Raw genomic sequence first — 26,007 nt, 5'->3', positions numbered from 1 at the left:
TCAAATGAATAAAGCTTCAGCGGTAAATGTTAAACAGATTAATCATTCGTCGTCACGAATAGCGCAGTCCATTGAACGCCGCTGGTATTCTTCCCCCGGCGGGCTACTTTTTTTACTGCCGCTGGAGTGGCTGTTTCGATTGCTGGTGCTTTGTCGTAAAAAATACCTCAGTAAGCGGGCTAAAAAGAGTGCCTTGCCAGTGATTGTGGTCGGCAATATTTCTGTTGGTGGCACGGGTAAAACACCGGTTATTATCGCCCTGGTGAAATTTCTGCGGGAACAGGGTTTTACGCCGGGTGTAATTTCCCGCGGGTATGGTCGTAAGCATTCGGATCTACAGTGGGTATCGAAGCAAAGTAGTGCATTGCAAGTGGGTGACGAACCTCTGGAAATATTCGAGGCAACCCAGGCCCCAATTGTGGTGTCCGCAGATCGTACACTGGCTGCCCGCACTTTGGCCGGCTCCAATCGTTGCGATATTGTTCTGGCCGATGATGGATTGCAGCATTACCGTTTGGCTCGCGACCTTGAAATAGCCGTGCTCGATGGTGAAAAGCGATTCGGCAACGGACATTGTTTACCTGTTGGCCCGTTGCGAGAGCCTAGGCAACGCCTGCAAACGGTTGATACGATTCTAGTGCGAGGCGATTCTTCTGGTATTTCGCAGGCTCACGGTTTTGACTTAACAGCCAAGATGTTTGTGAATCTAAAAACCGGAGAAGAGTTATCGCTGGAAGGTTTTACAAATGAGCAGGACGTGTATGCGGTGGCCGGTATTGGCAGCCCACAGAAATTTTTCACCACGCTGGAACAGTTAGATTTGGGCGTTGGTACACTTAACTGTATTGGTTTTGCTGACCATCATCTGTTCTGCGCGCAAGACTTCGCTTTTTCTGCAACGGCTCCAGTTGTAATGACCGCAAAAGATGCGGTGAAGTGTCGGTCGTTTGCACTGGAAAATTGGTGGTTTTTACGCGTGGAAGCAGCGTTACCGGAATCTTTCCTTCAGCAACTTATGGCTAAAATTAACGAGATAAAAACATGACTTTTTACGTTGTAATACCTGCGCGTTATGCATCTCATCGCTTGCCTGGAAAACCGTTGGTGGATATTGCCGGTAAAACCATGATTGAGCGAGTATACCGTTGCGCACAGAAAAGCGATGCTGCTCGCGTGATTGTGGCGACGGACGACCAGCGTATTGCCGATGTTGTTGAAGCCTTTGGTGGTGAAGTATGCATGACCTCAACTGAGCATCAATCTGGTACGGACCGGTTGCAAGAGGTCGCGACTCACTACGCTTTGGACGATAACGAGCTGATTGTTAATGTACAGGGCGATGAGCCACATATACCAGCTGCTGTTATCAACCAAGTGGCCAATAACCTCGCCCACAATAAGCAGGCGGTGGCGGCAACACTGTGTGAACCTATCTGCGATCTTGCAACTGCGTTAAATCCTAACGCGGTAAAAGTTGTCTGTGACGAGAATCAGCTTGCACTGTATTTTTCTCGCGCTCCCATTCCTTGGGATCGCGACAATTACACTTTTGCCGATGAAGAAATGGATCATCAAGCCGCGCAAATAGCGACGCGGCGCCATATCGGTATCTACGCGTATCGTGTGGGCCTGTTGCACAACTTTGTGAGCTGGCCAATGGCACCGCTGGAAAAAATCGAAAAACTGGAGCAGTTAAGGATTTTGTCTCACGGCTTCAGAATACACGTGGAAGATGCCTGTGAGAAAGTACCCGGCGGTGTCGATACACCTGAGGATCTCGAGCGGGCAAGAGCATTTTTTAACGTCTAATTTTTATGAAAAATACCCGGGTTTTATTTGTTTGTTTAGGCAATATTTGTCGTTCGCCAACCGCACACGGTTTTTTTCGTGATCTGGTTGCCTGCGAAGGTTTAGACCATATTATTGATGTGGATTCGGCGGGTACCTCCGGCTGGCATATTGGTGAAATGCCAGACAAGCGTGCCGTCGAGGCTTCCCTAAGCCGGGGGTGTGATCTTTCCCATTTGCGCGGCAGAGAATTCGTCGCCAATGATTTTTCTACCTTCGATTATATTCTAGCAATGGATAACGATAACCTCCGCGCCATGGCCGCTATGAAACCGGACAACTATTCCGGTGTGCTATCGCTGTTTTTGGATTTCTCCAGTCAGAAAGGCTATAGCGAAGTGCCAGACCCATACTATGGTGGCGCAAAGGGATTTCAAACGGTACTTGATTTGGTCGAGGATGGTTGCAAGGGATTATTGCAGCACATTAAGCAAAACCGTCTATGAAGTTCCAGCAAAATGTGGATCTACAGTCACTTAACACCATGGCGGTGCCTTCTGTGGCACGTTATTTTTTCATCGCTCAAACACTCGAAGATATTCGTTTAGCGTTAGCCTTTGCCAGCAAAGAAAAGTTATCCGTGTTTGTGTTGGGCGGAGGCAGCAATAGCTTACTGCCTGAAAAATTAGATGGGCTGGTTATACAGCCCTTACTCAAGGGCGTTGAATGTATTGAAAACAGTGCCGAGAGCAGTTGGGTGCGGGCTGGGGCGGGTGAGAATTGGCACGATTTCGTGATGCATTGCTTGTCTGCTCAGTATTACGGACTGGAAAACCTGGCGTATATCCCCGGTCTTGTGGGTGCCGCACCGATACAGAATATTGGCGCCTACGGGGTTGAACTAAAAGATGTTTTTCATAGCCTGGAGGCCATGGATAGGGCAACCGGAGAAATGCAAACGTTTAATTTTTCCGACTGTGAATTTGCTTACCGTGAAAGTGTATTTAAAAACCGCTTAAAAGACCGAATGATTATTGCCTCGGTCACGTTTCGCTTACAGCGACAAGCCGCCTGTAATCTATCGTATCCTGCATTGGCGTCGGCTTTGGAGCGCGAAGCGGATGGAAAAAACCCGGAAAAGGTTGCCGAAGCGGTGATTAAACTTCGTCAGAGAAAATTACCTGATCCAGAATATATACCGAATGCTGGCAGTTTTTTTAAAAACCCTGTTATCACCGAGGCGAAAGCGTCAGCGTTAAAGCTGGCTCATCCGAAAGCGGTGATATTTGATGTGGATGGGAGCCATAAAAAAGTGGCGGCAGGCTGGTTGATTGATGCGGCGGGTTGGAAAGGCCGTGAAGCATTCCAGGTTAGAGTGCATGATCAGCAGGCTTTGGTTCTTACCAACCCTAATCGAGTTTCTCGCCATCATATCTTGACTTTGGCTGATGCGATTCGTAAGGATATTGAACAGCGTTTCGGAATAACGCTGGAGCGCGAGCCCGGGTTGTTCTCAGAATAATTCGATTTCGTCGTTATCGATATCTGTCGACGAGTCTTTTTCTTTCTCGAAGTGGTGGTGATAAATTTGTAAGGCTTCCTTAACACTACCGCCGCGCATAATAAATTCAAACATAATTCGTTCCGCTTCCATGGTGTAGCTGCCCTTAATGCCCTCCTGTAATCGCCGCCATTCTTCGGGTTTAAATGCCTGGTCTTCCTCATTCAATAAATTGGATACTTTTTCAAGGCTGCGGGCAACATGGTCAAGACGCTGGCAGATACGGTCGTAAAACTGAAAGGCCTGGATGGACGCCTTGATATTGAACTGCATATCACTGGCTGTTGCGGCCAGATCGGCTTTGAACGCATCGAATTCATCGGGCTTTTGCAGCTTCTGGATTTGCTCACTGACTTCACCCGTATGGGTGGCCAGCTCGGTGAACGAATGGGTAAGTGTATCCACAGACTTGTTGGAGTCCACCATGGTTGCCTCTATCTGACATACCGCCAGATAGAGCATATTGATGGTTTCCTGCATATGAGACCACGCCGCTCCCATCTCGTTCGGGTGGGGGGCTGTTTCTTCCACTTGCGTCATGTTCCAGCCTGAGGTTATCTCGATAGGGTTCAAAGATTCTTTAAGCATAGAAGAGTTTTAAGGGCGCGAACAAAAAATCACGGCCTGAGATAAGGTGGGTATCATAAAGTTTATAGACGGCTATTGGCCTCAAGTTCGCTGACCATATTGCGTGGCTGTCCAAGCCTGTATCCGTAGATTACCGAAAATGCCAGTACGTTCTGAACATAGCCTCGGGTTTCCTTAAAGGGGATAGTTTCTATCCAGATATCGTAGGGTACATCCTGCGGGTTTTTGCTTACCCAGCGATTCACCCTATGTGGCCCGGCGTTGTAGGCGGCGGCGGCGAGTATTCGGTTGCCGTTGTACTGCTCCAGCAACTGATTTAGGTAAAGGCCGCCGAGCTGGATGTTGTGCTCGGGTTTGTAGAGATCCTGTTTGCTGTGCTTGATCCCATTGCGCCGTGCAGTGCTGCTGGCGGTGGCGGGCATTAACTGCATAAGGCCCATGGCTCCGGCAGAGGAGTGTGCCTTCTCCTTAAAAGCGCTTTCCTGGCGGGCAATGGCGTAGAGCAGCTCCGGCGAAACCTTTGTGGTATCAGAGGTTTGGTAAACCTCTTCTTCGTAAGCTAGGGGGAAGCGAATGGTCAGATGATCCCAGAGGTTGCCTGAGATCATGGCGTGTATACCCTTGTTGTACCAGCCCCAGCGTCTGGCCAGCTCACCTGCAGCGAGAAGATTGTCTGATTCCATAATCTTGGTTGTGAAAATCCATTCGGCCTGAGCTTCACCCAAATTGCCTTTTAGCCACAGTTCTTTGGCTCGACGTAAACCGGGGAGGGATTCCACAGCCTGCAGTGAGCTTGGGCTGAGCTCTGCGGGTAGGTGGCGCAGAGAGTAGTTGCGACCGATATGGTCTGCTGCGAGAAAACCATAGAAACTGCGCTTGCTCGCCAAGGATATGTATATTTGCTCGGGGCTGCCATAGCGTTTATCAAAATGATCGAGTTCGACCATCGCCCGAGCGCGCCAGTATCGCCAGCGATCGTGTTCCTGTTTTTTTGGCTCGAGATTGTTAACCCAGTACAGAACCCTTTCCCAGTCTTCCGTTTTCAATGCTTGGCGAATCATTGCTTCAACTACATTGTTTTCGCGCAGTTCATGGGAGTGATTCATAATGTTTTCGGCGAGGGCGGTTTCTCCTTCGCGGATCAGCCGGGTAGCGATATAGAGTTTGGCGTCGGTGCTGAGATCCTCCGGGAAAAGCTGTTGCGCTTCGTACAGCTCCCAGAATTTGTGGGCGTCTTTTGGGTTTTTACGGGCATAGCGTTTTATGCCGTGGGCGATAATCTGCTGCATGCGCAGCGACTGTTCCGAAAACTTTCGCTGCTGGCGAATGGTGCTAGGGTAACTATGGACACGCTGATACAGCTCCGCATAGCGAGTATCGTCGTCTTTCATAAAACCGGTGATGTAGCGGGCCAGGCTGCGATTGCCGGCCTTCATGGCGTTATGGAAGCGGTTCCAGGCAATTTCCGGAGTTAAACCACCGCTGCGGCGCCAGCGGTTAAATGCTAGGTCACAAGCTTTGGGATGGGAGAGGCCTTGTTGCCAGAGCTCTGCGACATCTGCGAGTGCCGTCGCGTCATTTTCATGTACGCGCGCATACAGCCAGTAGCAGTTGAGCTCTTTGGTGGACGCAGTGACTTCGTAGTAGTGCAGGTAGTCGTTCCAGCGCTTTTTAACGGCCAGAGTGCCCAGCAGTTGTGTACGGAGCCGGGTCTCCAGAAAAGACTCTTTGTGTGTCAGCAAAAATAAGTCGATTTTGTCCAGTTGCAACTGGTGGAGATGGTACTTGAGAAAGGAGTAATCCAGGTAGGGTACCAGTGCATAGTCTCCCAATACGGCGTAGTGCTCTTCAAAGGTTTGCCATTCGCCCTTGTTGAGAGCGCCTTTCGCCATTTCGTAGTGGTAGCGCTGTTTTTCCAGAGATACAGGTTTGGGCTTATCTGTGCTCGAGGTGATGGTGGTTTTATCGGCCAGGCCAAAGCTTGGGGAGAAGGTGAAAATGCTAATGAAAAGCACACACCAAGACGGGAAAAGGATTATTCTGCCGCACAACGTTTTAGACATCTTTAACTCAAATTCTCAAAACTGGTTTTTATTTAACCAGAAATTGTTTTATTCGGATAGCTTATTACTAAGTGTTGTAGATAAAATGCGCCCCCGCTACTGTTAATTTGAAATAAGCTGGCGAGGCTTAGCCTTTCTAGTTACACATCATCGAGAAATTCATGCCCCTTTGTAAAATTGAAAACGCCCATCTCCACTACGGTGAACAGATCCTGTTCGACAACTTAATGCTTCAGCTCGATCCGGGCGAACGCTTGTGTATTATCGGCCGTAATGGGGTAGGCAAATCGACCCTATTAAAGTGTGTGGAAGGTATTGTCGATCTGGATTCCGGCAGTCGCTGGCTGGATGATGGTGTTCGGGTTGCGAGTCTTCCCCAGGAGCTACCTCCCGCTGATGAAACGCGCGTATACGACTTTGTGGCTGCTGGCTTGCCTGCTCTGGGCGCAGATCTCAAAGAGTTTGATTCATTGGTAGCACAGGGCAATGGTGCTGATCTTCAGCAAATGGCAAGGGTACAACAAAGAATTGAAGCGGCCGATGGCTGGAGTATTCAAACCCGGATTGAGCAGGTACTAACGCGTTTGGAACTGGATGGAGAGCAGCGTATGAATCAGCTCTCTGGTGGCTGGCGCAGGCGTGCAGCGCTGGCGCAGGCGCTGGTTATCGAGCCCGATGTGCTGCTGTTAGATGAGCCAACCAACCACCTGGATATTGCGGCTATTCAATGGCTGGAGCAACAGCTGCAGAGCTTTTCTGGGGCTCTAGTGTTTATTACCCATGACCGGGCGTTTTTGCGTGCTGTGGCCAATAAGGTAGGTGAATTGGATCGCGGTATTCTGCGTTTATGGAGCGGTGATTACGATGGGTTTTTGGAGTTTAAGCAACAGCAGTTAGATGCAGAAGAAAAGCAAAACGCACTTTTCGATAAGAAGTTGGCCCAGGAGGAAGTTTGGATCCGTCAGGGAATTAAAGCTCGAAGAACGCGCAACGAAGGCCGTGTACGCGCCTTGGAAAAGATGCGCAATGACAGAGGCTTAAGGCGGGAGCAGCTAAGTAATGCCCGTATTGAACACGGGTCGGATATTGCGTCGGGCAAACTGGTGGCTGAGTTAAACAATATTAGCTTTGCCTGGCAGGATAAACCCATCATTAATGCCTTTACCAGCACAATTATTCGGGGAGATAAGATCGGTTTGATCGGCCCGAACGGTATTGGCAAAAGTACGCTGTTAAAATTGATTCTGGGGGACTTGGTGCCCCAGCAGGGCAATGTGCGCCTGGGTACCAAGCTGAGTGTTGCCTATTTTGACCAGATGCGGGATCAGCTCGACCTGGGGAAAAGTGCGATCGACAATATCAGTGAGGGTGCCGATACCATTGAGGTCAATGGTCGGCCACGGCATATTATGTCCTATTTACAGGACTTTCTTTTTACGGGGGAACGAGCGAGAACACCGATCAAGACCCTCTCTGGAGGCGAACGTAATCGTATATTGCTTGCCAAGTTGTTTAGCAAGCCCAGCAATTTGTTGGTGATGGACGAACCCACTAACGATCTCGATGCAGAAACGCTGGAGTTACTGGAAACCATCCTGGTGGATTACAGTGGAACCCTGTTACTGGTGAGCCATGACAGGGAGTTTCTTAATAACGTCGTTACTAGCACAATCGCCTTTGAAGGTCGCGGCGTGGTTAAAGAGTATGTAGGAGGTTACGAGGACTGGATTCGTCAGGGCGGAGTGTGGCCCAACGAGGGCACTTCCACCCAGGCCGTTACCGCAAAAGAACAGCTGCAAGAGAGCGTTGCGCCTGTGAGTACCGTTGCTGCGAAAAAACTCAGCTACAAATTGCAGCGTGAGCTGGATGGCCTTCCCGCAGAGCTTGAAGCACTGGAAAAAGAGCTGGACGAGATGCAGCAGCAAATGTCTTCACCAGATTTCTACTCGCAGGAGAAGGCATTGGTGAATGGGATTATGGATAAGTTATCGGTTTTAGAGGCAAAGCTTGCCTCCCGCTATGAGCGATGGGAAGAGTTGGAGTCTATGCGCGACTAACTGCGATTAAACGCGAACTGCCAGTACATCGCATTTTGCGTTTTGCACAACTCCTTTGGTGATTGAGCCGAACAGCAAAGCCAATCCGTGACGACCGTGGCTACCAACCACGATAAGATCTATACCGTTATCTTCTGCGATCCGGTGAAGCTCAGATGACGCCTGTCCGACACGTACGTATTGTTCCTGAGGAGCGACCTGTACTTCATCGACAATCTTTGCAAGTCGCGTTTTTGCCTGCTGCTCCATTACGGACTGAGCTTCCGTGAGATCGATAGGAACATCGCCACCATAAGCAAATGCCAGCGGTTCCACGACATGGGCAATGCTAATATCGGCTCCAAAGGCTCGGGCAATATCACCCGCCTTATCAAGGATACGTGTGCAGTCATTAGATAAATCGAGTCCAACCAGTATATGTTTGTATTCGTTCATGTTGCCTCCTTTTGACACATGTTAATCAATGCATGCAAACTACGTCGTTCGTATGTATAGATTATAACGCCGAATAAATAGAGGGGAGAGATAATCGTATGTGGGCTACCATTATTGCGTTTTGCTTGGTTGTGGTCATGGTCGTTGGCCCCATTATGATGATTCAGCCGAGCCGCAGGCAGCGTCGTGTGGCGCGCTTGCGAGAGCTGGCAGCAACGCGTCAGTTACGTGTGAAGCTGAGTTCCAACCCTGTTTCGGGCGAACCTCGTCAGCTATGCGTCTATAGCCATGCTGTAGAAACAACCAGCCATAAAGACAAGCTTCGCCCCTGGATGCTGGCCCGTCAGAGTTTTGAGCATGAGCTTAACTTTGTTGCAGACTGGGATTGGGTCGGTCGGAATAGAGTTGCAGAGGGTAAACAGCGTGAATTATGCGAATGGGTGCAAATGTTACCTGCGCCGATTCGTGCGGTAGAGGTTACCGAGCACAGTGTTAGCTTGTATTGGACGGAAGCCTGTTGGCACAGGGAAGCTCGCTGGCAGGACTCTATAGAGCTTTGTTTAAACTTTATTGAACACGAGCTTAACTGGCTGGCTCAAATGGCGGATTGATCCAGGGCCTCCGCCTTCATTTTCGCAGTGTCGGTCTCGGCGGGAGGGTTGAATTCAGTTTCGGGCATCAATACGGGCGAAAGGAATTTGCGTTGACCACTCATTAGTTCAGATAGCTCGCGGATTAAGGCGTGGCGGCGATCATCGTTGGTACTGGATTGCAGAGCGACCTGCTGGGCTTTTTTGTAAAACGCGTAGGCGCGTAACACGTCGCCACGCGCCATTGATTTGTGGCCTTGGATTGTATGGCTGACAACTCCAACCATCAGATGGGTCCATGAGAGATCCCCTATAAACGCCTCCATCTGAGCGACTTCCAGCTTGCCCGCGGCTTGGCGACGGCGAAGGATACGTCCCGTATCGGTTAATTGATAAAGCGTTCTGGCAATATTGGCATCGCTTTCCTGCAGGCGGTAAATTTCGCGGTGCCGTGCAGGATTACGCATTTCCTCGGCCAGTTGTTCAGCGTTGTAACGTAATACCGGTAGGGTTTGGCTCGTAGGGTCTAGTTGTATCATAGTGGTGATTAAATCGATCACCTCATCATTGATATGGCGGGCAATTTCCGGAGAATTTACCAAGCGATCTACGGTAACGGCTAGTTCTTCCAGCTCGTCTGCACGGCGTTTCATTTGCCCGAGTTTGCGCGATATAACCCGGGTACGGGTTTGCCGTTGATTTACAGCGCTAACAACCAATAGCGATGACATTGCGATGACGACGAAAATTATAAGCAAGCTAACACTGGACATAGGATGGTGATTTCAAAACCTCAAACTGAGCGGCAGGTAACATATTTTATTTTAGTCGGTTTTTGACACTTTAAAGGATATACAGCTATGGTTGAGTTGTAGAGATGTATGGTATAAATACCCATAAATCTTTGCAAAACAATTAGATGCAGAGTGTTTTTAACCTTATTTAGTTAAAGTGGAAAAGTAACTGTTTAGGTGTTTATAACAAATAATTGCAGTGAAACTTTGCTTGACCTTATAACGGTGAGGACTTATATATGCGCTCCTTTGCATTCTTTGTGGCCGCCATTGGTGAAAAAATAACCGCATCGTTAGCTGTTGGCAGCTTTGTCAGTTCGTTGAATTTGAGTGTAAAAAGTCTATAGAAATACAGGGCGCGAAATGCGTCGAGACTTATCTAACCATTAAAAAGTAGAAGGCTCTCATGGGTAAATCGCTGGTCATTGTGGAATCACCTGCAAAGGCGAAAACAATTAATAAGTACCTCGGCAACCAATATATTGTGAAGTCGAGTGTGGGACATATTCGTGATCTGCCAACCAGCGGTTCAGCCAAGACACCCGTAGATTCAAAAGCCAGGGCAAAACAGGCGGCGTTAACACGCAAGATGTCGCCTGAGCAAAAAGCCATTCATAAGCAGAGCAAAGCGCAAGAGCAGCTGGTTAAGCGCATGGGTATTGACCCGAATAATAATTGGCAGGCTCAATATGAAATTCTGCCGAATAAAGAAAAGGTGGTGTCTGAGCTCAGAAGGCTGGCAGAAGATGCCGACCAAATCTTTCTCGCAACGGATCTCGATCGCGAAGGAGAAGCGATCGCCTGGCATTTACAGGAGTCTATTGGCGGCAATCCTGATCGTTATCGCCGCGTTGTTTTCAATGAAATTACAAAAAGCGCTATTCAAGGCGCGTTTAAAGAGCCTGGACGTCTGGACTTGGCGCGCGTAAACGCCCAGCAGGCGCGTCGATTCCTCGATCGTGTCGTGGGATATATGGTGTCGCCACTGTTGTGGGAGAAGATTGCTCGAGGCTTGTCTGCGGGTCGCGTGCAATCTGTTGCTGTTCGTTTGATCAGTGAGCGTGAAGGCGAAATTCGTGCATTTATTCCTGAAGAGTATTGGGAGGTTAAAGCCAATCTTGATACTACAGGTGGAGAACGCGCCAAATACGAAGTTAGGAAATTCCAGGGCGGTGCTTTCAAACCGGTAAGTGAAGAGCAAGCCATGGCGGCCACGAACGCCTTGCAGGCTGCCAATTACAGCGTTACTGAACGCGAAGACAAGCCGACAAAATCGCGCCCCAATGCTCCGTTTATAACCTCAACACTACAGCAGGCCGCTTCTACGCGACTAGGTTACGGGGTGAAGAAAACGATGATGATGGCACAGCGCTTATATGAAGCTGGCTACATCACTTACATGCGTACCGACTCCACAAACCTGAGCCAGGAAGCCGTTGCGTCCTGCAGGGACTTTATTCAGCAGGAATACGGGGATCGTTATCTGCCCGAAAAGCCGAATCTATACTCAAGTAAAGAGGGTGCTCAGGAAGCGCACGAGGCCATTCGCCCGTCCGACGTTAATCTGCGTCCCGTGCAGCTCAATGGTATGGAACGTGATGCTGAACGCCTGTACACCCTGATCTGGAATCAGTTTGTCGCCTGTCAGATGACGCCTGCTGAGTTTACCTCCAGTTCTGTGGCGGTAACTGCGGGTGACTACGAATTGCGTGCGAGAGGCCGTGTCATTCGCTTTGATGGCTTTACTAGGGTTATGCCTGCGGTTGCGAAGAAGGAAGAAGACGCTATCCTGCCGGATGTGAAAGTTGGGGATCAGCTCAAATTACACGAAGTGCTGCCCAAACAGCATTTTACCAAGCCACCCGCTCGCTTTACTGAGGCGAGCTTGGTCAAAGAGTTGGAAAAGCGCGGCATTGGTCGCCCATCGACCTACGCTGCCATTATTTCCACTATCCAGGATCGTGGTTATGTCCATGTCGAGAATCGCCGCTTCTACGCCAACAAGATGGGCGATATCGTAACTGAGCGCTTGGTCGAGAGTTTTAGCGAACTGATGGATTATGGTTTTACGGCCAGTATGGAAGAGTCTCTGGATGAAGTCGCGGACGGTAAAAAAGACTGGTTGGTACTGCTGGACGAGTTTTATGGCGATTTCACCGTTAAGCTGGGACAGGCCCAAAACAGTGACGAAGGTATGCGTCGCAATGAGCCGGTGGAAACCAATATTGACTGCGGTAATTGCGGTCGGAAAATGCAAATACGCACTGGAAGTACGGGGGTGTTTTTGGGTTGCTCAGGTTATGCGCTGCCGCCGAAAGAACGCTGTAAGAACACCATGAACCTGGTGGCTGGTGAAGAAGCCGTTAACGTGGACGACGACGATGAGGCCGAATCCAAGCAGCTGAGGCAAAAACGCCGATGTAAGCTGTGTAATACGGCAATGGACAGCTATTTACTCGACGAAACACGTAAACTACATATCTGCGGTCGCAATCCGGATTGCAGTGGCTACGAAGTGGAGCAGGGCACATTTAAAATTAAAGGCTACGACGGCCCGGTTATCGAATGTGACAAGTGCGGGAAGGATATGCAGTTAAAATCCGGTCGATTCGGGAAGTATTTTGGGTGTACCAGTGAAAGCTGCAAAAACACCCGTAAGCTTTTGCGAAGCGGCGAAGCGGCGCCACCGAAGATGGACCCGGTGGATATGCCCGAGCTTATCTGCGAGAAGGTCGACGATCATTACGTATTGCGAGATGGGGCGAGCGGTCTATTTTTAGCCGCAAGCCAGTTCCCGAAAAATCGTGAAACTCGCGCGCCAAGAGTTAAGGAGTTACTGCCACACAAGGACGAGATAGATCCAAAATACCGCTTTTTGTTTTCTGCTCCAGCGCAGGATGAGGATGGCATCGATACTTTGGTTCGCTACAGTCGCAAAACCAAAGAGCAGTACGTGCAGTCGGAAGTGGATGGTAAGGCAACCGGCTGGAAGGCGTTTTACAATAATGGAAAATGGGATGTGTCGGCAAAAGCAGCGCCAAAACGCGCTACAGCCAAAAAAGCGCCCGCAAAGAAAAAACCAGCCAGTAAAAAAGCTGCGAAAAAATAATCGTGGCAAGCTTCGATGAAGATTGTCGACGAGCAGTTGATCTGCAGTTGCTTTACGTGCGCAAACAATTAGATGTTGCTCAGGATGCTGAAAACCAGCTGAAGGCGTCATGCGCGCAGGCTGTGGTATTACAGTTGCGGCTAGGTATTAACGCCTATCTACGGGAAATAACCGAGGCCAACTTATCGGGAGGTCTTGAATACTCCTGGTTGGATGCTCTTGATTTGTCCAATGCTGATTTCCGCCTGCAGGAGCTTAAATTGTTAGCGAAGAACTCTGGTGAGTGGCTGTCAAAGCTCAACTTCCTTTTTCGCTCGCTGCTTAATCTACAAGCAATTCCCCCTACAGAACATATTCTGGATAGTGTTGTGATAGCCCGCACCGGCTCAGCCACGGCGTTAAGCTCCCCAACTGTGAGTGAGTTGGAAAATATCTACCTGGCCTTTAAAGCCTTGGTGCTCCAGCAGCGAGAGTTGGCATCCGAGCATTAGGGAAGCTCTGGCCAAGTCCAGCACTATTCTGTGTTAGCCCAAAACGTTCATTTACAGGGCGAGCTTCTTCGCTAGTAGCCGCAACGCAGGAAGTAGGTGTTTTGGCCTCGCGTTATGAGGCCTCCGGGTTTTCTCTATCTCTGTCTTATCTTTTTTGAAGACGGACGTACTCCTGTAAATATTTACCTTGGTCTTGAATAAGCCAAGAGCCCACAACATTCCTGGACTTAATCAGAACTTCCCCGAGGCATTTTGCGGCAATTGGTTATTCGCGAGGACAGAAAATGGTACACTTCATGGCACACAAAAGAATGAAATAAGCAGCAGTGATTGAACTTGGGGATTTATGTCGACTTTGTACGAAATAGTAGAGCTGGAAGATGGTGAAATAGCTTTGCAGAAAGCCGATGAAAAGGGTGAGCCGCTGGTGCGTATCCGCTTTTCTGAAGAATCGCTTTATTATTTAAATGACGCCAAACTCGATGTCGCCAAGGCAATGATTGAAGCCGGGCTGGAGGCTGCGAGTGAGCTTCAGGACGAAATGGCCGCTGTTACTGACGCAGAGAAAAGCGGTGAGGGAATGATTCTTCATTAGTGCCAGCATACGTTGATCGGTTTGGCGTGTGAATTGTAAACGCCCCTTCCTCTGCTTACCTTCCAGATCGTTATCGAAATCTCAGTGTAAGACCCCGGCACAAGCCTTGGTTGCAGGCGCTTTCAAGCTTGCTGAATTCAGAATCTGTCAGGCTACTGACTTCCGCTACCACCGTATCGCTATTGCCGTTGGCAAGTGCTTCCCAGTAAAGCCAAAGAATATCATTTGGCGTATCGGCGTAAACAACGCGTACCTTCTCAAGATTAAAGCGGTAACGACTTAACAATCCTTTAGTGACGCCTTTTGGAGCAATCCAAGTGAACCATCGGGTCTGACTTTGTTGGCTTAGGTGGGCCAGCATCGGCATTACAAGGCTGTAGTCGTTTTCGCCTAAGTGTGAGCGGGTAAGCACGATTTCAGTTAGGCTGGCGCTCTGGTCTCGAAGCTCGGCATTGGCTATGTTCTTGGGCGTAGCCTGTAGGGTGTGGGGCGCTGGAATTGCCATCAACTGATCCTCTTAGCTTCGACGTATGACACCAACACTGATGCCTTCGATGGCAAAGTGTTCGTCGCGTAAATCGACTTCTATAACGTCAAAGTCGGGGTTTTCTGGCCATAGTTCGACAATGGCACGATTTCTTTCGCGCTTAAAGCGTTTTACTGTGACTTCATTCTCAATGCGCGCGACCACAATATCGCCGTTACGCACTTGGTCTGTTTTGTGAACGGCAAGTAGATCTCCGTCAAGAATACCGGCATCTTTCATGCTCATTCCGTGAACTGTCAGCAGGTAATCTGCCTGAGGATGAAAAAAAGCATTGGGAATATCGCAGTAGTCTTGAATATGTTCTTCTGCGAGTATGGGGCTACCTGCGGCCACTCGGCCAACCAAGGGAATACCGCTTTGCGTTTCCGGTAGCCGAATGCCGCGGGAGGCGCCAGCGATCATTTCAATCGCGCCCTTACGGGCAAGGGCTTTAAGGTGTTCTTCAGCGGCGTTGGCCGATTTAAAGCCCAGGATGTCGGCTATTTCTGCCCTTGTGGGTGGGTATCCAGTGTCTTGAATATGGGTTTTGATCAGGTCCAGAATCTGTTGTTGTCTTGCGGTAAGCTTGATCATGATTTACTCCGGAGCCTATAAAAGTTCAGGTGAATGTACATTTGTTTCTTCTGTCTGTTCGGATGTACAGTATCTGTCATTATATACAGTGTTTTGCTGGAGGCAACTTTTTTTTGTTGTGCCTTGAAGTTGCACCATTTACACCTTGCTCTGGTAAACTGGGGTCAGCTTGGGAGGTGCTATATGGTTAATGGTGTAGAGCAGCGAGAACTGAAGCGCAAACGTGGTATACGAGCTGGTTTAGCGAAGCTCAAAGATCGCGTCGATATACGGGTTCGCGAAAAGGCTATTGAGCGCGCAAAAACCCGTATCTATTTACATGGTCGAAAGCCAGAGGATTATGATCAGGATGTTCTCGAAGTTATCGTCAAAGAAGAGGAAGACAAAATTAAAAGCGAGTTTAAGGATAAAAGTATCTTGTTACTGTTGGCGGCACTTGGGCTGTCTTTCTGGACCTAAGTAAATGTTCAAGTTTCTGGCAAAATCATTTGTTGCGACGGTACTGTGGGGGCGCTACAAGCGACTGGTTCTTTCGACGATATTACTGTTTGTCGCTTACTTTATCGTGTCAATGGTCCACGATGATTATTTAGAGTATTCACTCGCGGTTGGAGCAGCGCAGTCCTTAAGTTGGGCATATTTAGCCAAGTGGGTTGGTATCGCGCTACTATCTATCGCTTACTATCTTTTTAATTTCCCTCCTTCTGTTTTTACTCGAGAGAAAAAGCAAAGTTCAGAGCCTGATGGCACCAAAGACAATACGTTAGGGTCTATCGAAAGTACGGAAGTTGGCGATCCGTTCAATCATATTCGCAAGAAAAAAGTGTTAAAAGGTAGAGGAGAGGCCGGTTTAAAGGGTGGTGACTAAGGATGTTACAACGGCTTTACGATACTTGGTGGAAGGGCGGGTTTCGCTGTAGCTGTATTGGCCCTCTCCGTTTGAGAGGGTGCTCTAGGGGAGGTCGTCGAACCCGGTAAAGGATTCCGGTTCAATCATTTCAAGAGGGTTGTTATAGTTGCTGTTAAAATGATCTGGGCTGTCTTCCCATGTGTCGGAATAGGAGGAACCGTAACCTGCATTTGCATCTTCAGGAGCTGCAGCGGAAAGGAGATTTAGCTGCCCCCAAGATTCAAGCTCGAACTCGTCAATGTCGCCATCTTTATATTGAACTTCAATGGTGCTGCTGTCTTCATCAACAGCAACAATTTCAAACAGTTGCATACTGGACGTATCTTGAAACCAACTACCTATAATCGGAAATATCTTGGCCATAACCAACCTCCACTCTATGCCGTTAAAGCTAACACTTCCTTGTTGCTTGCGCACTTGGTTTCGTTAAAATATGGTGAAAATGTACGTGTTTAGCGTGGGGCTGATATTCGTTCCGTAACAGATTGAAAAATAATAGGTTTTTGGGTTTTCTTTAAGCCTAAATACAGCGTCTATAAAATTCGGAGCTATAGCCAATAAAGCGTAAAGATTAAAAAAGTCTATAAAGTGGGCATTGTATATCATGGTTTGTTAAAGCGAATAGTAGAAATTACGGTTTTATAAGAATGAGAAATCATTTTATTCGTAAGTGAAAGTAGGTCGATGTATACGTTTCTTGCGTTGCGTCTCAATTGCTTAACACGCTAATTCACAGAGTGACTAAGGCAGCTATAGAGCTATGGGGAAAAAATATTTGGGGCCTGTTGTTGTCGACATTGAGGGTTTGACATTAACAGATGAAGACAAAAAAATGCTTGCCAACCCCTGGGTTGGCGGCATTATTTTGTTTGGAAGAAATTATAAAGACCGCCAACAGCTGGAAAAGTTGGTGCAGGGTATTCGTGGAGTGAATTCCGCACTGATTGTTGCGGTTGATCACGAAGGCGGTCGCGTACAACGTTTTCGTTCGGGTTTCTCGCGCATTCCTGCCATGCAGCAATTGGGTGTTGTTTTTAGAGGAGACTCTGAGCGTGGGCTTGCGCTTACTAAATCTGTTGGTTGGCTGTCGGCAGCGGAATTGTTGGCTTCCGGGCTGGATATTAGTTTTGCGCCGGTCTTAGATGTGGATTGCGGTCTAAGCGATATTATTGGCGATCGCAGTTTTGGTCAGAACCCCGAAGATGTGACTCTCCTCGCCGCTGCTTTTATGGATGGCATGCACGAGGCGGGCATGGCGACGACGGGTAAGCATTTTCCAGGGCATGGCGGTATCAAGGAAGACAGTCATTTGGAGTTGCCGGTGGATGATAGAACTCTGGATGAGCTTGAACAGCGTGATATCGGGCCTTTTAGGTCACTCCTGAGCAGGACGAATGCACTTATGCCTGCTCACATTCAATTTCCCAGAATAGACGCGCTGCCGGTAGGTTTTTCGGCCTGGTGGCTGAAAGAGTATTTGCGTCAAAAACTAGGGTTTAAGGGGGTTATTTTTAGTGATGACCTTTCGATGGAGGGCGCTGTTGGAATGGGAGGTTACGGTGATCGGGCGATAAAAGCTTTGCAGGCCGGGTGTAATGCCGTATTGGTTTGCAATAACCGAAAGGGCGCCTTGGAGGTTGTCGAGTGTTTGCATCGTTCATTCGATAGCGTCGTCGTTTCGGGGTTGGAGTCAATGCGTGCTCAGCAGTCTGGTAGCTGGGATCATTTACAACAGGGTGCGCGCTGGCGTGAAGTAACGTTAATGTTGGATGAAATAAAAGGTTAGATATGGACGGGATCATTGAAAGTGTCAAAGCATTTTATGTGCAGGGTGTTGGCAAGGAAAATTTATGGATTGTCGATATTTTTGTTGTGGTGTTGCTAACGCTTTCTTTCGCAGCAATATTGAGTCGGTTTTTGAAAAAACTGGAAGCCAAGGCGCTAAACACACAGTCAGTGTGGGATGACGCTTTGGTGGGTGCGCTGCAGAGCCCAGCGAAATGGTTTGTGTGGGGTTTTGGTATTGCTACGGCAGCCGATATGGCCGCTGATAATTCCGCGTCATTGGTATTGGAATCGGTAGGCCATATACGGCATCTGGGAGCAGTGCTTATTATTGCTTGGTTTCTCACTGGTTTTATCAAGCGTGCAGAATCTAATTTGATGGACCCGGAATTCAGTCATAAGCCAATGGATAAAACCACTGCAATGGCGATGGGGAAGCTGCTGCGTATTTCAGTCGTGATCACTGCGCTGCTGGTCGCTCTACAATCTTTGGGGTATAGCATTTCGGGAGTGTTGGCTTTTGGCGGTATTGGTGGTATTGCTGTAGGTTTTGCGGCAAAGGATTTACTCGCTAATTTTTTTGGCGGGCTTATGATTTATCTCGACCGCCCCTTTGCTGTTGGTGATTGGGTGCGATCGCCCGATAAAAATATTGAGGGGACTGTTGAAGATGTGGGCTGGCGGTTAACGCGTATTCGCACTTTCGACAAACGCCCCCTGTACGTACCCAATTCAACATTTATGCAGATTTCAGTAGAAAATCCTTCGAGGATGTCTCACCGGCGTATTTATGAAACAGTTGGTATTCGTTACGATGATGTTGAGAAAATGGGGGGAATTATTGCCGAGGTGAAAACCATGCTACTTTCCCATCAAGACATTGCTCAGGACACGACCTTAATTGTAAATTTTAATGCTTTCGCCAGTAGTTCTCTGGACTTCTTTGTGTACTGTTTTACTAGAACAACAAACTGGGTTGAGTTTCACGAAGTAAAGCAGGATGTTCTGCTAAAAATAATTCACATTATTGAATCCAATGGTGCCCAGTGCGCGTTCCCAACGTCCACTCTACACATACCCGAAGGCATTCCGCTTCGATCATTGGCAGGTCTATCAACAGAGGGAAAATAAAAAATGCAAAAGATACTGGGCGATTCCCAACAGCTATTTTCTTTTGAGGATGCCCGTTTCTCTGTGGCAAAAGTCGGTGAACAGATTAACCGAGAATTTTTTGGGGAAACATATACTGATATCCCTGTTGTCGCTCTGACGCTATTAAATGGTGGTGTTGTCTTCGCTGGCATGTTGTTGCCATACTTGAATTTTCATTTGCAGCTGGATTCTGTGGGGGTTTCCCGCTATCGAGATAAAAAAAGTGGGGCAGAGCTGCAATGGCATACTTACCCGCGCACCTCGTTAAGCGGGACAAAAGTTCTGTTGATGGATGATATTTATGATCAGGGTGTGACTCTGAGTAAAGTTTCCGAGTGGTGCATAGAACAAGGAGCGGAGTCTGTTCACACTGCTGTATTGGCGTGGAAACAACTTAAAACGGCTTCTAGTGAATCGTCTGATATATTGGCGCCTGATTTTTTTGCGTTAAAAATACCCGATAAATTTGTTGTTGGTTTGGGGATGGATTATGCCGGTCGTTACCGCAATGCGGCCGGTATTTATGTCTTAAGCGAAGGGGGGGAATAATATGGCCGTTGTGGGGATTGTTGGTGGTTCCGGATTTTATTCCTTTCCTCAGATTGGCGATAGTGAGGTTGTAGAGGTAGAAACCCGTTATTCGAAATTTCCGGTTGCGGTGATAACTGGAAAAATAGGAGGTACCGAGATTTGTTTTATTGCTCGTCATGGGAAAAACCACAATACGCCTCCGCATCGTATTAATTATCGAGCCAATATCGATGCACTTTCTCAGCTGAGTGTTGAGCATATTATGGCTATGAATGCTGTTGGCGGCATTAATGCCAGGATGTCGCCGGGGTGTGTTGTTCTACCCGACCAGATTATCGATTACACCTGGGGGCGGGACCATACGTTTTTCGATACTTTTAACGATGAGCTTAGCCATATTGATTTTAGCTTTCCTCTTGAAAGTCCGTTGCGGGGTAAATTATGTAAGGAGCTAGAGAAGAGTTTGGAATGTGTTAACGGTGGAACATACGGTTGTGTACAGGGCCCCCGTCTGGAAACGGCTGCGGAAATTCAAAAGCTTAAAAATGATGGTTGTGATTTGGTTGGGATGACAATGATGCCAGAAGCGGTATTAGCACGAGAGCGTGAGATAAGTTATTTATCGGTTTGTGTCGTTAGCAATTGGGGGGCGGGTATTAGTTATTCATTAGCGGGGCAATCGGTGGCATCTGTATGCATTAAAGAGATAAAAGCCGTTTTAGCGGAGCGACTCACAAAAGTGCAATGCGCATTGGTGGATACCTTGTGTTAACTCTGGACATGGAAAAGAATTTATCTTAATGTCTTCCCATCTTCTGAGTTGTTTCAGGATGAGTAGTAAATTTAAAAGGCGAGTTCTGTTATTCATACCATAGTATGAAAAGAGAGTTTTCTGGATGTACTGCTCAGCCGACTGACACGCTTTAGTTTAGGAATACAGGGAAGATATTGAGTATTGTAACAATTAACATAATAAAAATAGATATAAGAGGTGTAGACATGGCTGATAGAGAACTCGGCACTGTCAAGTGGTTCAATAACGCACGCGGTTATGGATTTATTACTCGCGGAGAAGAGTCGGAAGATATCTTTGTGCATTATCGTAATATTAGGGGCGACGGATATCGCTCCCTCAACGAAGGTCAAAAGGTTGAATTTGAACTTCAGAAAGGTGATAAAGGCTTACAAGCCGAAGATGTTGCCTGTATCTAGACTAGCCGTATCACGGCTGTTCAAGTTAAGCACTTCCTCCAAGGCAGAGAATTAATTCTCGAAATTGTTTGGAATTAAGCCAAATTAGCTGGGCGTCTATTAACGCTCAGTTTGGTTTTACGTGCTCCCTAGGATATCGCTGAATAAAGTCGTTAGTGCTCAGTGGAACCCTTCAGGGGCTCCTTGGTTAGTATGCTCTCGTCGTTTGCAACTTTTCATGCGTCCAGCATGCGTAAATCGTTGTTCTGCAATTGCGTATTCGTCTGGAGGTCTGAGTGTTAGCGGTTCTATTCAGCGGTACCCTAATTCTTTAATTGCCTTCTTTCTCGAGTGTTTGCAAATCGAATTCGGGATTGGTGAACGGCGTGATTTTTACCAGCAGACCGAGTTGAGGGTGGTCGATATAGTGTAGTTCTGTGCTACGCATGCGGCGATTCTGTGTCAAAGTAATGATCCGCTGTATCAGGAACGGTTTACTCGTTAATGCCGAAAAGTCATTCAGCATTGAAGGTGCGTCGGCTGTTTCATTCATAGAAAATGACGATTGATTTTCCAGAGAGAAACCAAAATTATTGGCGGTAGTGCTTTCCGTTAACGCAGAAGTGTCTGCTGTTGTATCCAGTGTGTGGAGAGCGGAACTTGGTGGCGTTGGTAGGTCGGGCCAGTGTTCGCTTTCCTGTCCATAATTTGCGATAAAATTTGTCAACCACAGGTTAGTGTGTGCATGCAGGTAGCGGCTAACGCTGAAGGTGATAGTTCCCTCTAGTTCGTGGTGGTCCCCAAATTTTTCGCCGCCTTTAATAACAATCGCGGGTGCATCATCCAGAGCTGTCATTGGTTGTAGCCAGCTCTCGTGAAACAATACGGAAACCCCGCGCTCTTTTTTGAGTGCATAGCTCGCACTGCCAATACCGAATTTTCTGGAGTCCAGTAACGTATACGCGGCGACAAGGGGTTTAGGCTCTTCTTCTGGTGTTGGTTTCAATCCGTTTTCCGCTTCGCCTGGTATCTCGGTATTTTCGGGTTCTTCTTGGAGCGCGGGGTCAATAAGATATTGGAGCTCAGTTGGATAGGCTAATGTGAGATTTTTTGGCCAGCTCTCGGTCTCGGCTCTTTGACCTGCGCGTTTGAATATGATCAGTTCGACCTGGTACCAGTTCTCATAACCTTTACTATTGTCTTGGGCAATAATATTGGAGCCGAAGGGGAGTGTGAAAAGAGCTGTGGCGAATAGTGCAATTTTAATCCGAAAAGGCTTACGGTGGAGCTGCATTGCTGGGAAGGGCTGGATCATTAGCTGGCCTGTTTAAGTTGTTGCAACACTTGGCTTACCTGTGTGATGCGTTGCTCGGTGGTTTCCATATCGAAACTGAATTTTAAATGGTTTGCGCCTTCAAGTCGGTAGTGTTGTGGTTGTTTTTGTACCAATTTAACAATTGTGAGAGGGTCAACCGACGTTTTGCTGGCAAATTCAATGCGGCCACTCAATCTGCTGGCTTCGACTTTGGTAACTCCCATTTGTTCAGCATCTAAACGGATACGTGTTTGTCTAATCAGATTTTTAACGGCATCTGGCAATAGGCCAAAACGGTCGATCATTTCCACCTGTAGTTCGTTTAACGCATTTTCAGAATTCACCGATGCCAATCGCTTGTATAGGGTTAGGCGGGTGTGTACGTCTGGCAGGTAATCGTTGGGAATAAGCGCGGGAATACGCAGGTTTATTTCAATATTGCCTTCTTCTGGCAGTTCCAGGTCGATGCTCTTGCCTTCCTGAATCGCTTTCACCGCACGATCGAGCATGTCCATATAAAGAGAGAAGCCGATGGCATGCATTTGTCCGCTTTGCTCGTCACCCAGCAGTTCGCCGGCGCCCCGTATCTCTAGGTCGTGAGAGGCCAGCATAAAGCCGGCACCGAGATCCTGTGCTTCCGCAATGGCCTCCAGGCGTTTGTGAGCGTCGCCCGTCATAGCCTTTTTGTGTGGTGTTAACATATACGCATAGGCTTGGTGGTGTGATCGACCGACGCGCCCGCGTAGTTGATGCAGTTGTGCAAGCCCCAATTTGTCGGCGCGCTCGATAATGATTGTGTTGGCGCTGGGTACATCGATTCCGGTTTCGATAATCGTCGTGCTAACGAGTATATTGAAGCGCTTGTGGTAGAAGTTGGACATTACACTTTCCAGTTCGCGCTCCCGCATTTGGCCGTGGCCGATGCCGATACGGGCTTCTGGGATCATCTGCTGTAATTCTGCGGCCCGGCGATCAATGGATTTAACTTCATTATGTAGGAAATACACCTGGCCGCCGCGTAATATCTCACGTAATACCGCTTCTTTGATCAGGTTGTCGTCAGCTTCGCGCACAAATGTTTTGACTGAAAGGCGTTTTGCCGGAGGCGTGGCAATAATGGAAAGATCGCGAATGCCAGACATGGCCATGTTCAGGGTGCGTGGAATAGGCGTTGCGGTAAGGGTAAGAATATCCACTTCGCTTCGCAGTGCTTTTAATGATTCTTTTTGGCGAACGCCAAAGCGATGCTCTTCGTCGATGATTAAAAGTCCAAGGTTGGAATATTTAATATCTCCCTGTATCAGTTTGTGCGTACCAATAACGATATCGACTTGGCCCGCCTCCAGTTTTTTCTGGATATCGTCTAATTCTTTGTTGCTGCGAAAGCGGGATATAACCTCAATATTGACCGGCCAGTCGGCAAATCGATCTTTAAAGTTTTCGAAGTGCTGTTGCGCCAGCAAGGTGGTAGGTACAAGCACTGAAACCTGTTTGCTGTTTTGAACAGCGATAAAAGCGGCGCGCATGGCGACTTCCGTTTTACCAAAGCCTACATCACCGCAAACCAGACGATCCATGGGCTGCGATGAAAGCATATCGTCGCGAACGGCGTAAATGGCTGCTTCCTGGTCTGGCGTTTCTTCAAAGGGAAAACCGGCACTGAATTGCTCGTATGTTTCTTTCGGGTTTTGGTAAGCAAAGCCTTGGCGGGCTTTGCGTTTGGCATAAATATCGAGTAATTCTGCAGCGACATCACGAATTTGCTCTGCGGCTTTTCGTTTTGCTCTTTGCCAAACTTCGCTACCGAGTTTATGTAGAGGGGCCAGGCTTTCTTCTGCTCCGCTGTAACGGCTGATTAAATGGAGGTTGGCTACGGGAACATAGAGCTTGGTATCGTTGGCGTAGTTTAAAACTAAAAATTCGTCGGCTTGACCATCGTGCTCAATCGTTTGCAGGCCTTTGTAACGCCCCACACCATGTTCAATATGCACTACCGGGGCATCGAGTTTTAGTTCGGTGAGATTCTTAACGATGTTATCTGCATCGTCGGTAGCCTTTGAGCGTCGACGCTTTTGTGAAACCCGATTACCGAAGAGTTGTTGTTCAGCAATCAAAATAATGTTTGGGTCATCAATATTGATACTGGAGTCGATGTCGGCAATGGTGATGGCGATCTGGCTGGTTCCACTTAAAAACTCAGCAATGGATAGAAGCTCATCGGCAAGGACGGAAATTTTCGCTAACTGTTCTTTTAGGGTTTCTTTTCTGCCAGCGGTTTCTGCGCAAAACAAAACCCGTTTTTCGGTTTCAAGTAAGAAATTTTCCAGTAGGTACAGTGGGTTTTTTGCTTTGCTATCGACTGCCAGTGCTGGCAATGGGGAAAAGTTTAAATTGTTGTTTGCCGAGCCTTCTTCCAGATTACGCGTGTGTAAAAATATCCGGGGGAACCGCTTTAATGCGGCATAAATACTATCAATGGGCTGAAACGCTTGGTGAGTAGGTAGAATAGGGCGCTCCATATCACCGTTGCGGCTTTCGTAGCGCGATTCGATATCCCTCCAGTAATGCTCTATAGCATTGGGTACTTCTTCATGGACAAAAATTAAGGTTTGCTCTGTGTCGTCGGGTAGGTAATCGAACAGGGATGCAGTGTGTTCAAAAAACAGAGGTAGGTAGTATTCAACTCCCGCTGGCGATAAACCTGCTGAAATATCTTGGTACACTGGGCAGGCCTGGTGGTCGACATTAAAGGTTTCATGCCATCGACTTTTGAAAAAACCAATACCGATTTTGTCGATGGGGAATTCCTTTCCCGGTAGTAGTTCAATTTGTTCTACTTTTGCGATGGTTCTTTGGGTTTCCGGATCGAACTCACGAAGTGAGTCGACGCAGTCGTCAAACAATTCTATTCGATAGCTGGCGCGACTACCCATGGGGTATACATCAATTAGCGCACCGCGCACGGCGAACTCACCATGCTGATAAACCATATCGACATTTGTGTAGCCCGAATTGACGAGCTGTTCGCGAAAGGTCTCCCGGTCGAGCTGGTCGTCAACGTTTAATATCAGGCTTTTGGATAGGATGAAATCGGTGGGTGGTAAGCGCTGCATCAGGGTGGTGGCGGCAACGATAACCACGCAGTGTTCGCTGGCGTGCATATGGTAGAGGCAGCGCATGCGCTCGGAAATAATATCCTGATGAGGAGAAAAGCTGTCGTAGGGCAGAGTTTCCCAGTCGTTAAACAGCATTACTCTGTAGTGCGCGCCTCGGTCTTTGAGGAAGACGTTGATGTCGCGCCGGTAGACTTCTGCCGTGGCCATGTCTGGCGCGATAATCAGCATGTTCTTGCCGGTATCGAGCAGGGCGTTTGCCATGGTAAACGCGCTTCCCGTCGGGCCTTGCAAGTTGCCCCAGTTGCGTTTGTTTCCGGAGTTGCTGGGCAGGTTCGGGGTTAGAGGGCTGGCAATCGTCATGAATACTACAATCTCTGTTTGAATGGCGGTCGAATTTTAATGAATTCTGGCGGGCAGGCGCAAATATAGCGGTTCTCTAATGGTACCGCTACGTTAATCAGTATTCCGAGTTGGCTGCAATACGTTTGCTTGATCTCAAAATAGCGTCCTTAAAACAACACGTTAATTAGGTTTTTTTACTTCATTCGCTAGCGTTAGAGGGCTCTCCTCCTTATAATTGGCGCGATTTTTTAGTGCCCGCTTTGGGGTCGGTGAAAATTTAATCAATAAAACTGGTTCGGGCTAAAAGATCGTCAAATTGATCTATTCTTTATTGGGATGTTAACGTGGACTGTCCCGCACCTGGCTAAACAGGTTATCGGGTGGTGCTGGAAACAATTTGGCACATTAATAATCGAATTTACGTTTTCGGTCATCGAAGTTGAGGGTGGCGGGCAACGGCAATATTTTTCAAAA

Annotated in this window: 25 protein-coding genes; 16 read left to right on the top strand and 9 right to left on the bottom strand. The window is 48.0% G+C overall.

What is annotated here, in order from left to right:
• Positions 1 to 4 precede the first annotated feature (4 nt).
• The 4 genes from lpxK to murB are packed head-to-tail and all read left to right on the top strand — an operon-like array spanning position 5 to position 3,310.
• The gene (gene lpxK / locus H5715_RS07805) at positions 5 to 1,045 is read left to right on the top strand and encodes a tetraacyldisaccharide 4'-kinase (protein WP_083607984.1); all 1,041 of its coding nucleotides are present in this window, start codon (positions 5 to 7) and stop codon (positions 1,043 to 1,045) included.
• Positions 1,042 to 1,809, top strand: a complete 768-nt coding sequence (gene kdsB / locus H5715_RS07800) for a 3-deoxy-manno-octulosonate cytidylyltransferase (RefSeq protein WP_075185236.1) — start codon at positions 1,042 to 1,044, stop codon at positions 1,807 to 1,809. The genes lpxK and kdsB overlap by 4 nt, the downstream gene beginning before the upstream one ends.
• A gap of 5 nt (positions 1,810 to 1,814) precedes the next feature.
• On the top strand, positions 1,815 to 2,294 hold the full coding sequence (locus H5715_RS07795) for a low molecular weight protein-tyrosine-phosphatase (protein ID WP_075185237.1): 480 nt from the start codon (positions 1,815 to 1,817) through the stop codon (positions 2,292 to 2,294).
• A complete protein-coding gene (gene murB / locus H5715_RS07790) occupies positions 2,291 to 3,310 on the top strand; it encodes a UDP-N-acetylmuramate dehydrogenase (protein WP_075185238.1) in 1,020 nt (339 codons plus the stop codon). Before H5715_RS07795 ends, murB begins: the two co-directional genes overlap by 4 nt.
• Here murB and H5715_RS07785 read toward each other — a convergent pair.
• Positions 3,302 to 3,937 (bottom strand): hypothetical protein, encoded by a 636-nt coding sequence (locus H5715_RS07785; RefSeq protein ID WP_139309759.1) that lies wholly within the window; start codon positions 3,935 to 3,937, stop codon positions 3,302 to 3,304. The genes murB and H5715_RS07785 overlap by 9 nt on opposite strands.
• A gap of 62 nt (positions 3,938 to 3,999) precedes the next feature.
• Positions 4,000 to 6,000 (bottom strand): transglycosylase SLT domain-containing protein, encoded by a 2,001-nt coding sequence (locus H5715_RS07780; RefSeq protein ID WP_075185240.1) that lies wholly within the window; start codon positions 5,998 to 6,000, stop codon positions 4,000 to 4,002.
• A 161-nt stretch (positions 6,001 to 6,161) separates the two neighbouring features.
• Here H5715_RS07780 and H5715_RS07775 point away from each other — a divergent pair, with 161 nt between their 5' ends.
• A complete protein-coding gene (locus tag H5715_RS07775; protein WP_075185241.1) occupies positions 6,162 to 8,057 on the top strand; it encodes an ATP-binding cassette domain-containing protein in 1,896 nt (631 codons plus the stop codon).
• A 6-nt stretch (positions 8,058 to 8,063) separates the two neighbouring features.
• Here the strand turns inward: H5715_RS07775 and H5715_RS07770 are convergent, their stop codons facing one another.
• On the bottom strand, positions 8,064 to 8,492 hold the full coding sequence (locus H5715_RS07770) for a universal stress protein (RefSeq protein ID WP_075185242.1): 429 nt from the start codon (positions 8,490 to 8,492) through the stop codon (positions 8,064 to 8,066).
• A 98-nt stretch (positions 8,493 to 8,590) separates the two neighbouring features.
• Here H5715_RS07770 and H5715_RS07765 point away from each other — a divergent pair, with 98 nt between their 5' ends.
• Positions 8,591 to 9,103 (top strand): hypothetical protein, encoded by a 513-nt coding sequence (locus tag H5715_RS07765; protein ID WP_075185243.1) that lies wholly within the window; start codon positions 8,591 to 8,593, stop codon positions 9,101 to 9,103.
• Here the strand turns inward: H5715_RS07765 and H5715_RS07760 are convergent.
• On the bottom strand, positions 9,088 to 9,813 hold the full coding sequence (locus tag H5715_RS07760; RefSeq protein ID WP_075185365.1) for a hypothetical protein: 726 nt from the start codon (positions 9,811 to 9,813) through the stop codon (positions 9,088 to 9,090). The two genes, H5715_RS07765 and H5715_RS07760, sit on opposite strands and share 16 nt — an antisense overlap.
• A gap of 469 nt (positions 9,814 to 10,282) precedes the next feature.
• On the opposite strand from H5715_RS07760, the gene topA reads away from it, so the two are divergent.
• The 3 genes from topA to H5715_RS07745 all read left to right on the top strand — a co-directional run bounded on the left by topA (position 10,283) and on the right by H5715_RS07745 (position 14,071).
• Entirely contained in the window at positions 10,283 to 12,985 is a 2,703-nt protein-coding gene (topA, locus tag H5715_RS07755; RefSeq protein ID WP_075185244.1) for a type I DNA topoisomerase, read from the top strand.
• 2 nt (positions 12,986 to 12,987) lie between these two features.
• The gene (locus tag H5715_RS07750; RefSeq protein WP_075185245.1) at positions 12,988 to 13,476 is read left to right on the top strand and encodes a DUF6586 family protein; all 489 of its coding nucleotides are present in this window, start codon (positions 12,988 to 12,990) and stop codon (positions 13,474 to 13,476) included.
• Between the two features lie 346 nt (positions 13,477 to 13,822).
• A complete protein-coding gene (locus tag H5715_RS07745; protein WP_075185246.1) occupies positions 13,823 to 14,071 on the top strand; it encodes a hypothetical protein in 249 nt (82 codons plus the stop codon).
• A gap of 70 nt (positions 14,072 to 14,141) precedes the next feature.
• Here H5715_RS07745 and H5715_RS07740 read toward each other — a convergent pair whose 3' ends face one another.
• The gene (locus H5715_RS07740; RefSeq protein WP_075185247.1) at positions 14,142 to 14,576 is read right to left on the bottom strand and encodes a SulA-like leucine-rich domain-containing protein; all 435 of its coding nucleotides are present in this window, start codon (positions 14,574 to 14,576) and stop codon (positions 14,142 to 14,144) included.
• Between the two features lie 12 nt (positions 14,577 to 14,588).
• Entirely contained in the window at positions 14,589 to 15,191 is a 603-nt protein-coding gene (lexA, locus tag H5715_RS07735) for a transcriptional repressor LexA (protein WP_075185248.1), read from the bottom strand.
• 183 nt (positions 15,192 to 15,374) lie between these two features.
• On the opposite strand from lexA, the gene H5715_RS07730 reads away from it, so the two are divergent.
• Together H5715_RS07730 and H5715_RS07725 are read left to right on the top strand one after the other, a co-directional pair.
• Positions 15,375 to 15,650 (top strand): dihydrouridine synthase, encoded by a 276-nt coding sequence (locus H5715_RS07730; protein ID WP_075185249.1) that lies wholly within the window; start codon positions 15,375 to 15,377, stop codon positions 15,648 to 15,650.
• Positions 15,651 to 15,654: 4 nt separating this feature from the next.
• A complete protein-coding gene (locus H5715_RS07725; protein WP_075185250.1) occupies positions 15,655 to 16,059 on the top strand; it encodes a hypothetical protein in 405 nt (134 codons plus the stop codon).
• 84 nt (positions 16,060 to 16,143) lie between these two features.
• Here H5715_RS07725 and H5715_RS07720 read toward each other — a convergent pair whose 3' ends face one another.
• The gene (locus H5715_RS07720) at positions 16,144 to 16,464 is read right to left on the bottom strand and encodes a DUF6763 family protein (RefSeq protein ID WP_075185251.1); all 321 of its coding nucleotides are present in this window, start codon (positions 16,462 to 16,464) and stop codon (positions 16,144 to 16,146) included.
• A 397-nt stretch (positions 16,465 to 16,861) separates the two neighbouring features.
• On the opposite strand from H5715_RS07720, the gene nagZ reads away from it, so the two are divergent.
• The 5 genes from nagZ (at position 16,862) to H5715_RS07695 (ending at position 20,781) form a co-directional block, all read left to right on the top strand.
• Positions 16,862 to 17,887: a beta-N-acetylhexosaminidase gene (gene nagZ / locus H5715_RS07715; RefSeq protein WP_075185252.1), complete on the top strand. Its 1,026-nt coding sequence runs from the start codon at positions 16,862 to 16,864 to the stop codon at positions 17,885 to 17,887.
• 2 nt (positions 17,888 to 17,889) lie between these two features.
• A complete protein-coding gene (locus H5715_RS07710; protein ID WP_075185253.1) occupies positions 17,890 to 19,017 on the top strand; it encodes a mechanosensitive ion channel family protein in 1,128 nt (375 codons plus the stop codon).
• Between the two features lie 3 nt (positions 19,018 to 19,020).
• Positions 19,021 to 19,587, top strand: a complete 567-nt coding sequence (locus tag H5715_RS07705; RefSeq protein WP_075185254.1) for a phosphoribosyltransferase family protein — start codon at positions 19,021 to 19,023, stop codon at positions 19,585 to 19,587.
• A gap of 1 nt (position 19,588) precedes the next feature.
• A complete protein-coding gene (locus H5715_RS07700) occupies positions 19,589 to 20,341 on the top strand; it encodes an S-methyl-5'-thioinosine phosphorylase (RefSeq protein WP_075185255.1) in 753 nt (250 codons plus the stop codon).
• Between the two features lie 227 nt (positions 20,342 to 20,568).
• On the top strand, positions 20,569 to 20,781 hold the full coding sequence (locus H5715_RS07695; RefSeq protein ID WP_075185256.1) for a cold-shock protein: 213 nt from the start codon (positions 20,569 to 20,571) through the stop codon (positions 20,779 to 20,781).
• A gap of 310 nt (positions 20,782 to 21,091) precedes the next feature.
• Here H5715_RS07695 and H5715_RS07690 read toward each other — a convergent pair whose 3' ends face one another.
• Both H5715_RS07690 and mfd read right to left on the bottom strand, forming a co-directional pair.
• On the bottom strand, positions 21,092 to 22,075 hold the full coding sequence (locus H5715_RS07690) for a CsiV family protein (RefSeq protein WP_083607986.1): 984 nt from the start codon (positions 22,073 to 22,075) through the stop codon (positions 21,092 to 21,094).
• Positions 22,075 to 25,551, bottom strand: coding sequence for a transcription-repair coupling factor (gene mfd / locus H5715_RS07685; protein WP_075185257.1), 3,477 nt, complete (start codon positions 25,549 to 25,551; stop codon positions 22,075 to 22,077). Before mfd ends, H5715_RS07690 begins: the two co-directional genes overlap by 1 nt.
• Between the last annotated feature and the right edge of the window lie 456 nt (positions 25,552 to 26,007).

Origin of the sequence: Teredinibacter haidensis (assembly GCF_014211975.1) — a bacterium.
Lineage (GTDB): Bacteria > Pseudomonadota > Gammaproteobacteria > Pseudomonadales > Cellvibrionaceae > Teredinibacter > Teredinibacter haidensis.
This window is presented reverse-complemented; position numbering and strand designations above follow the sequence as displayed.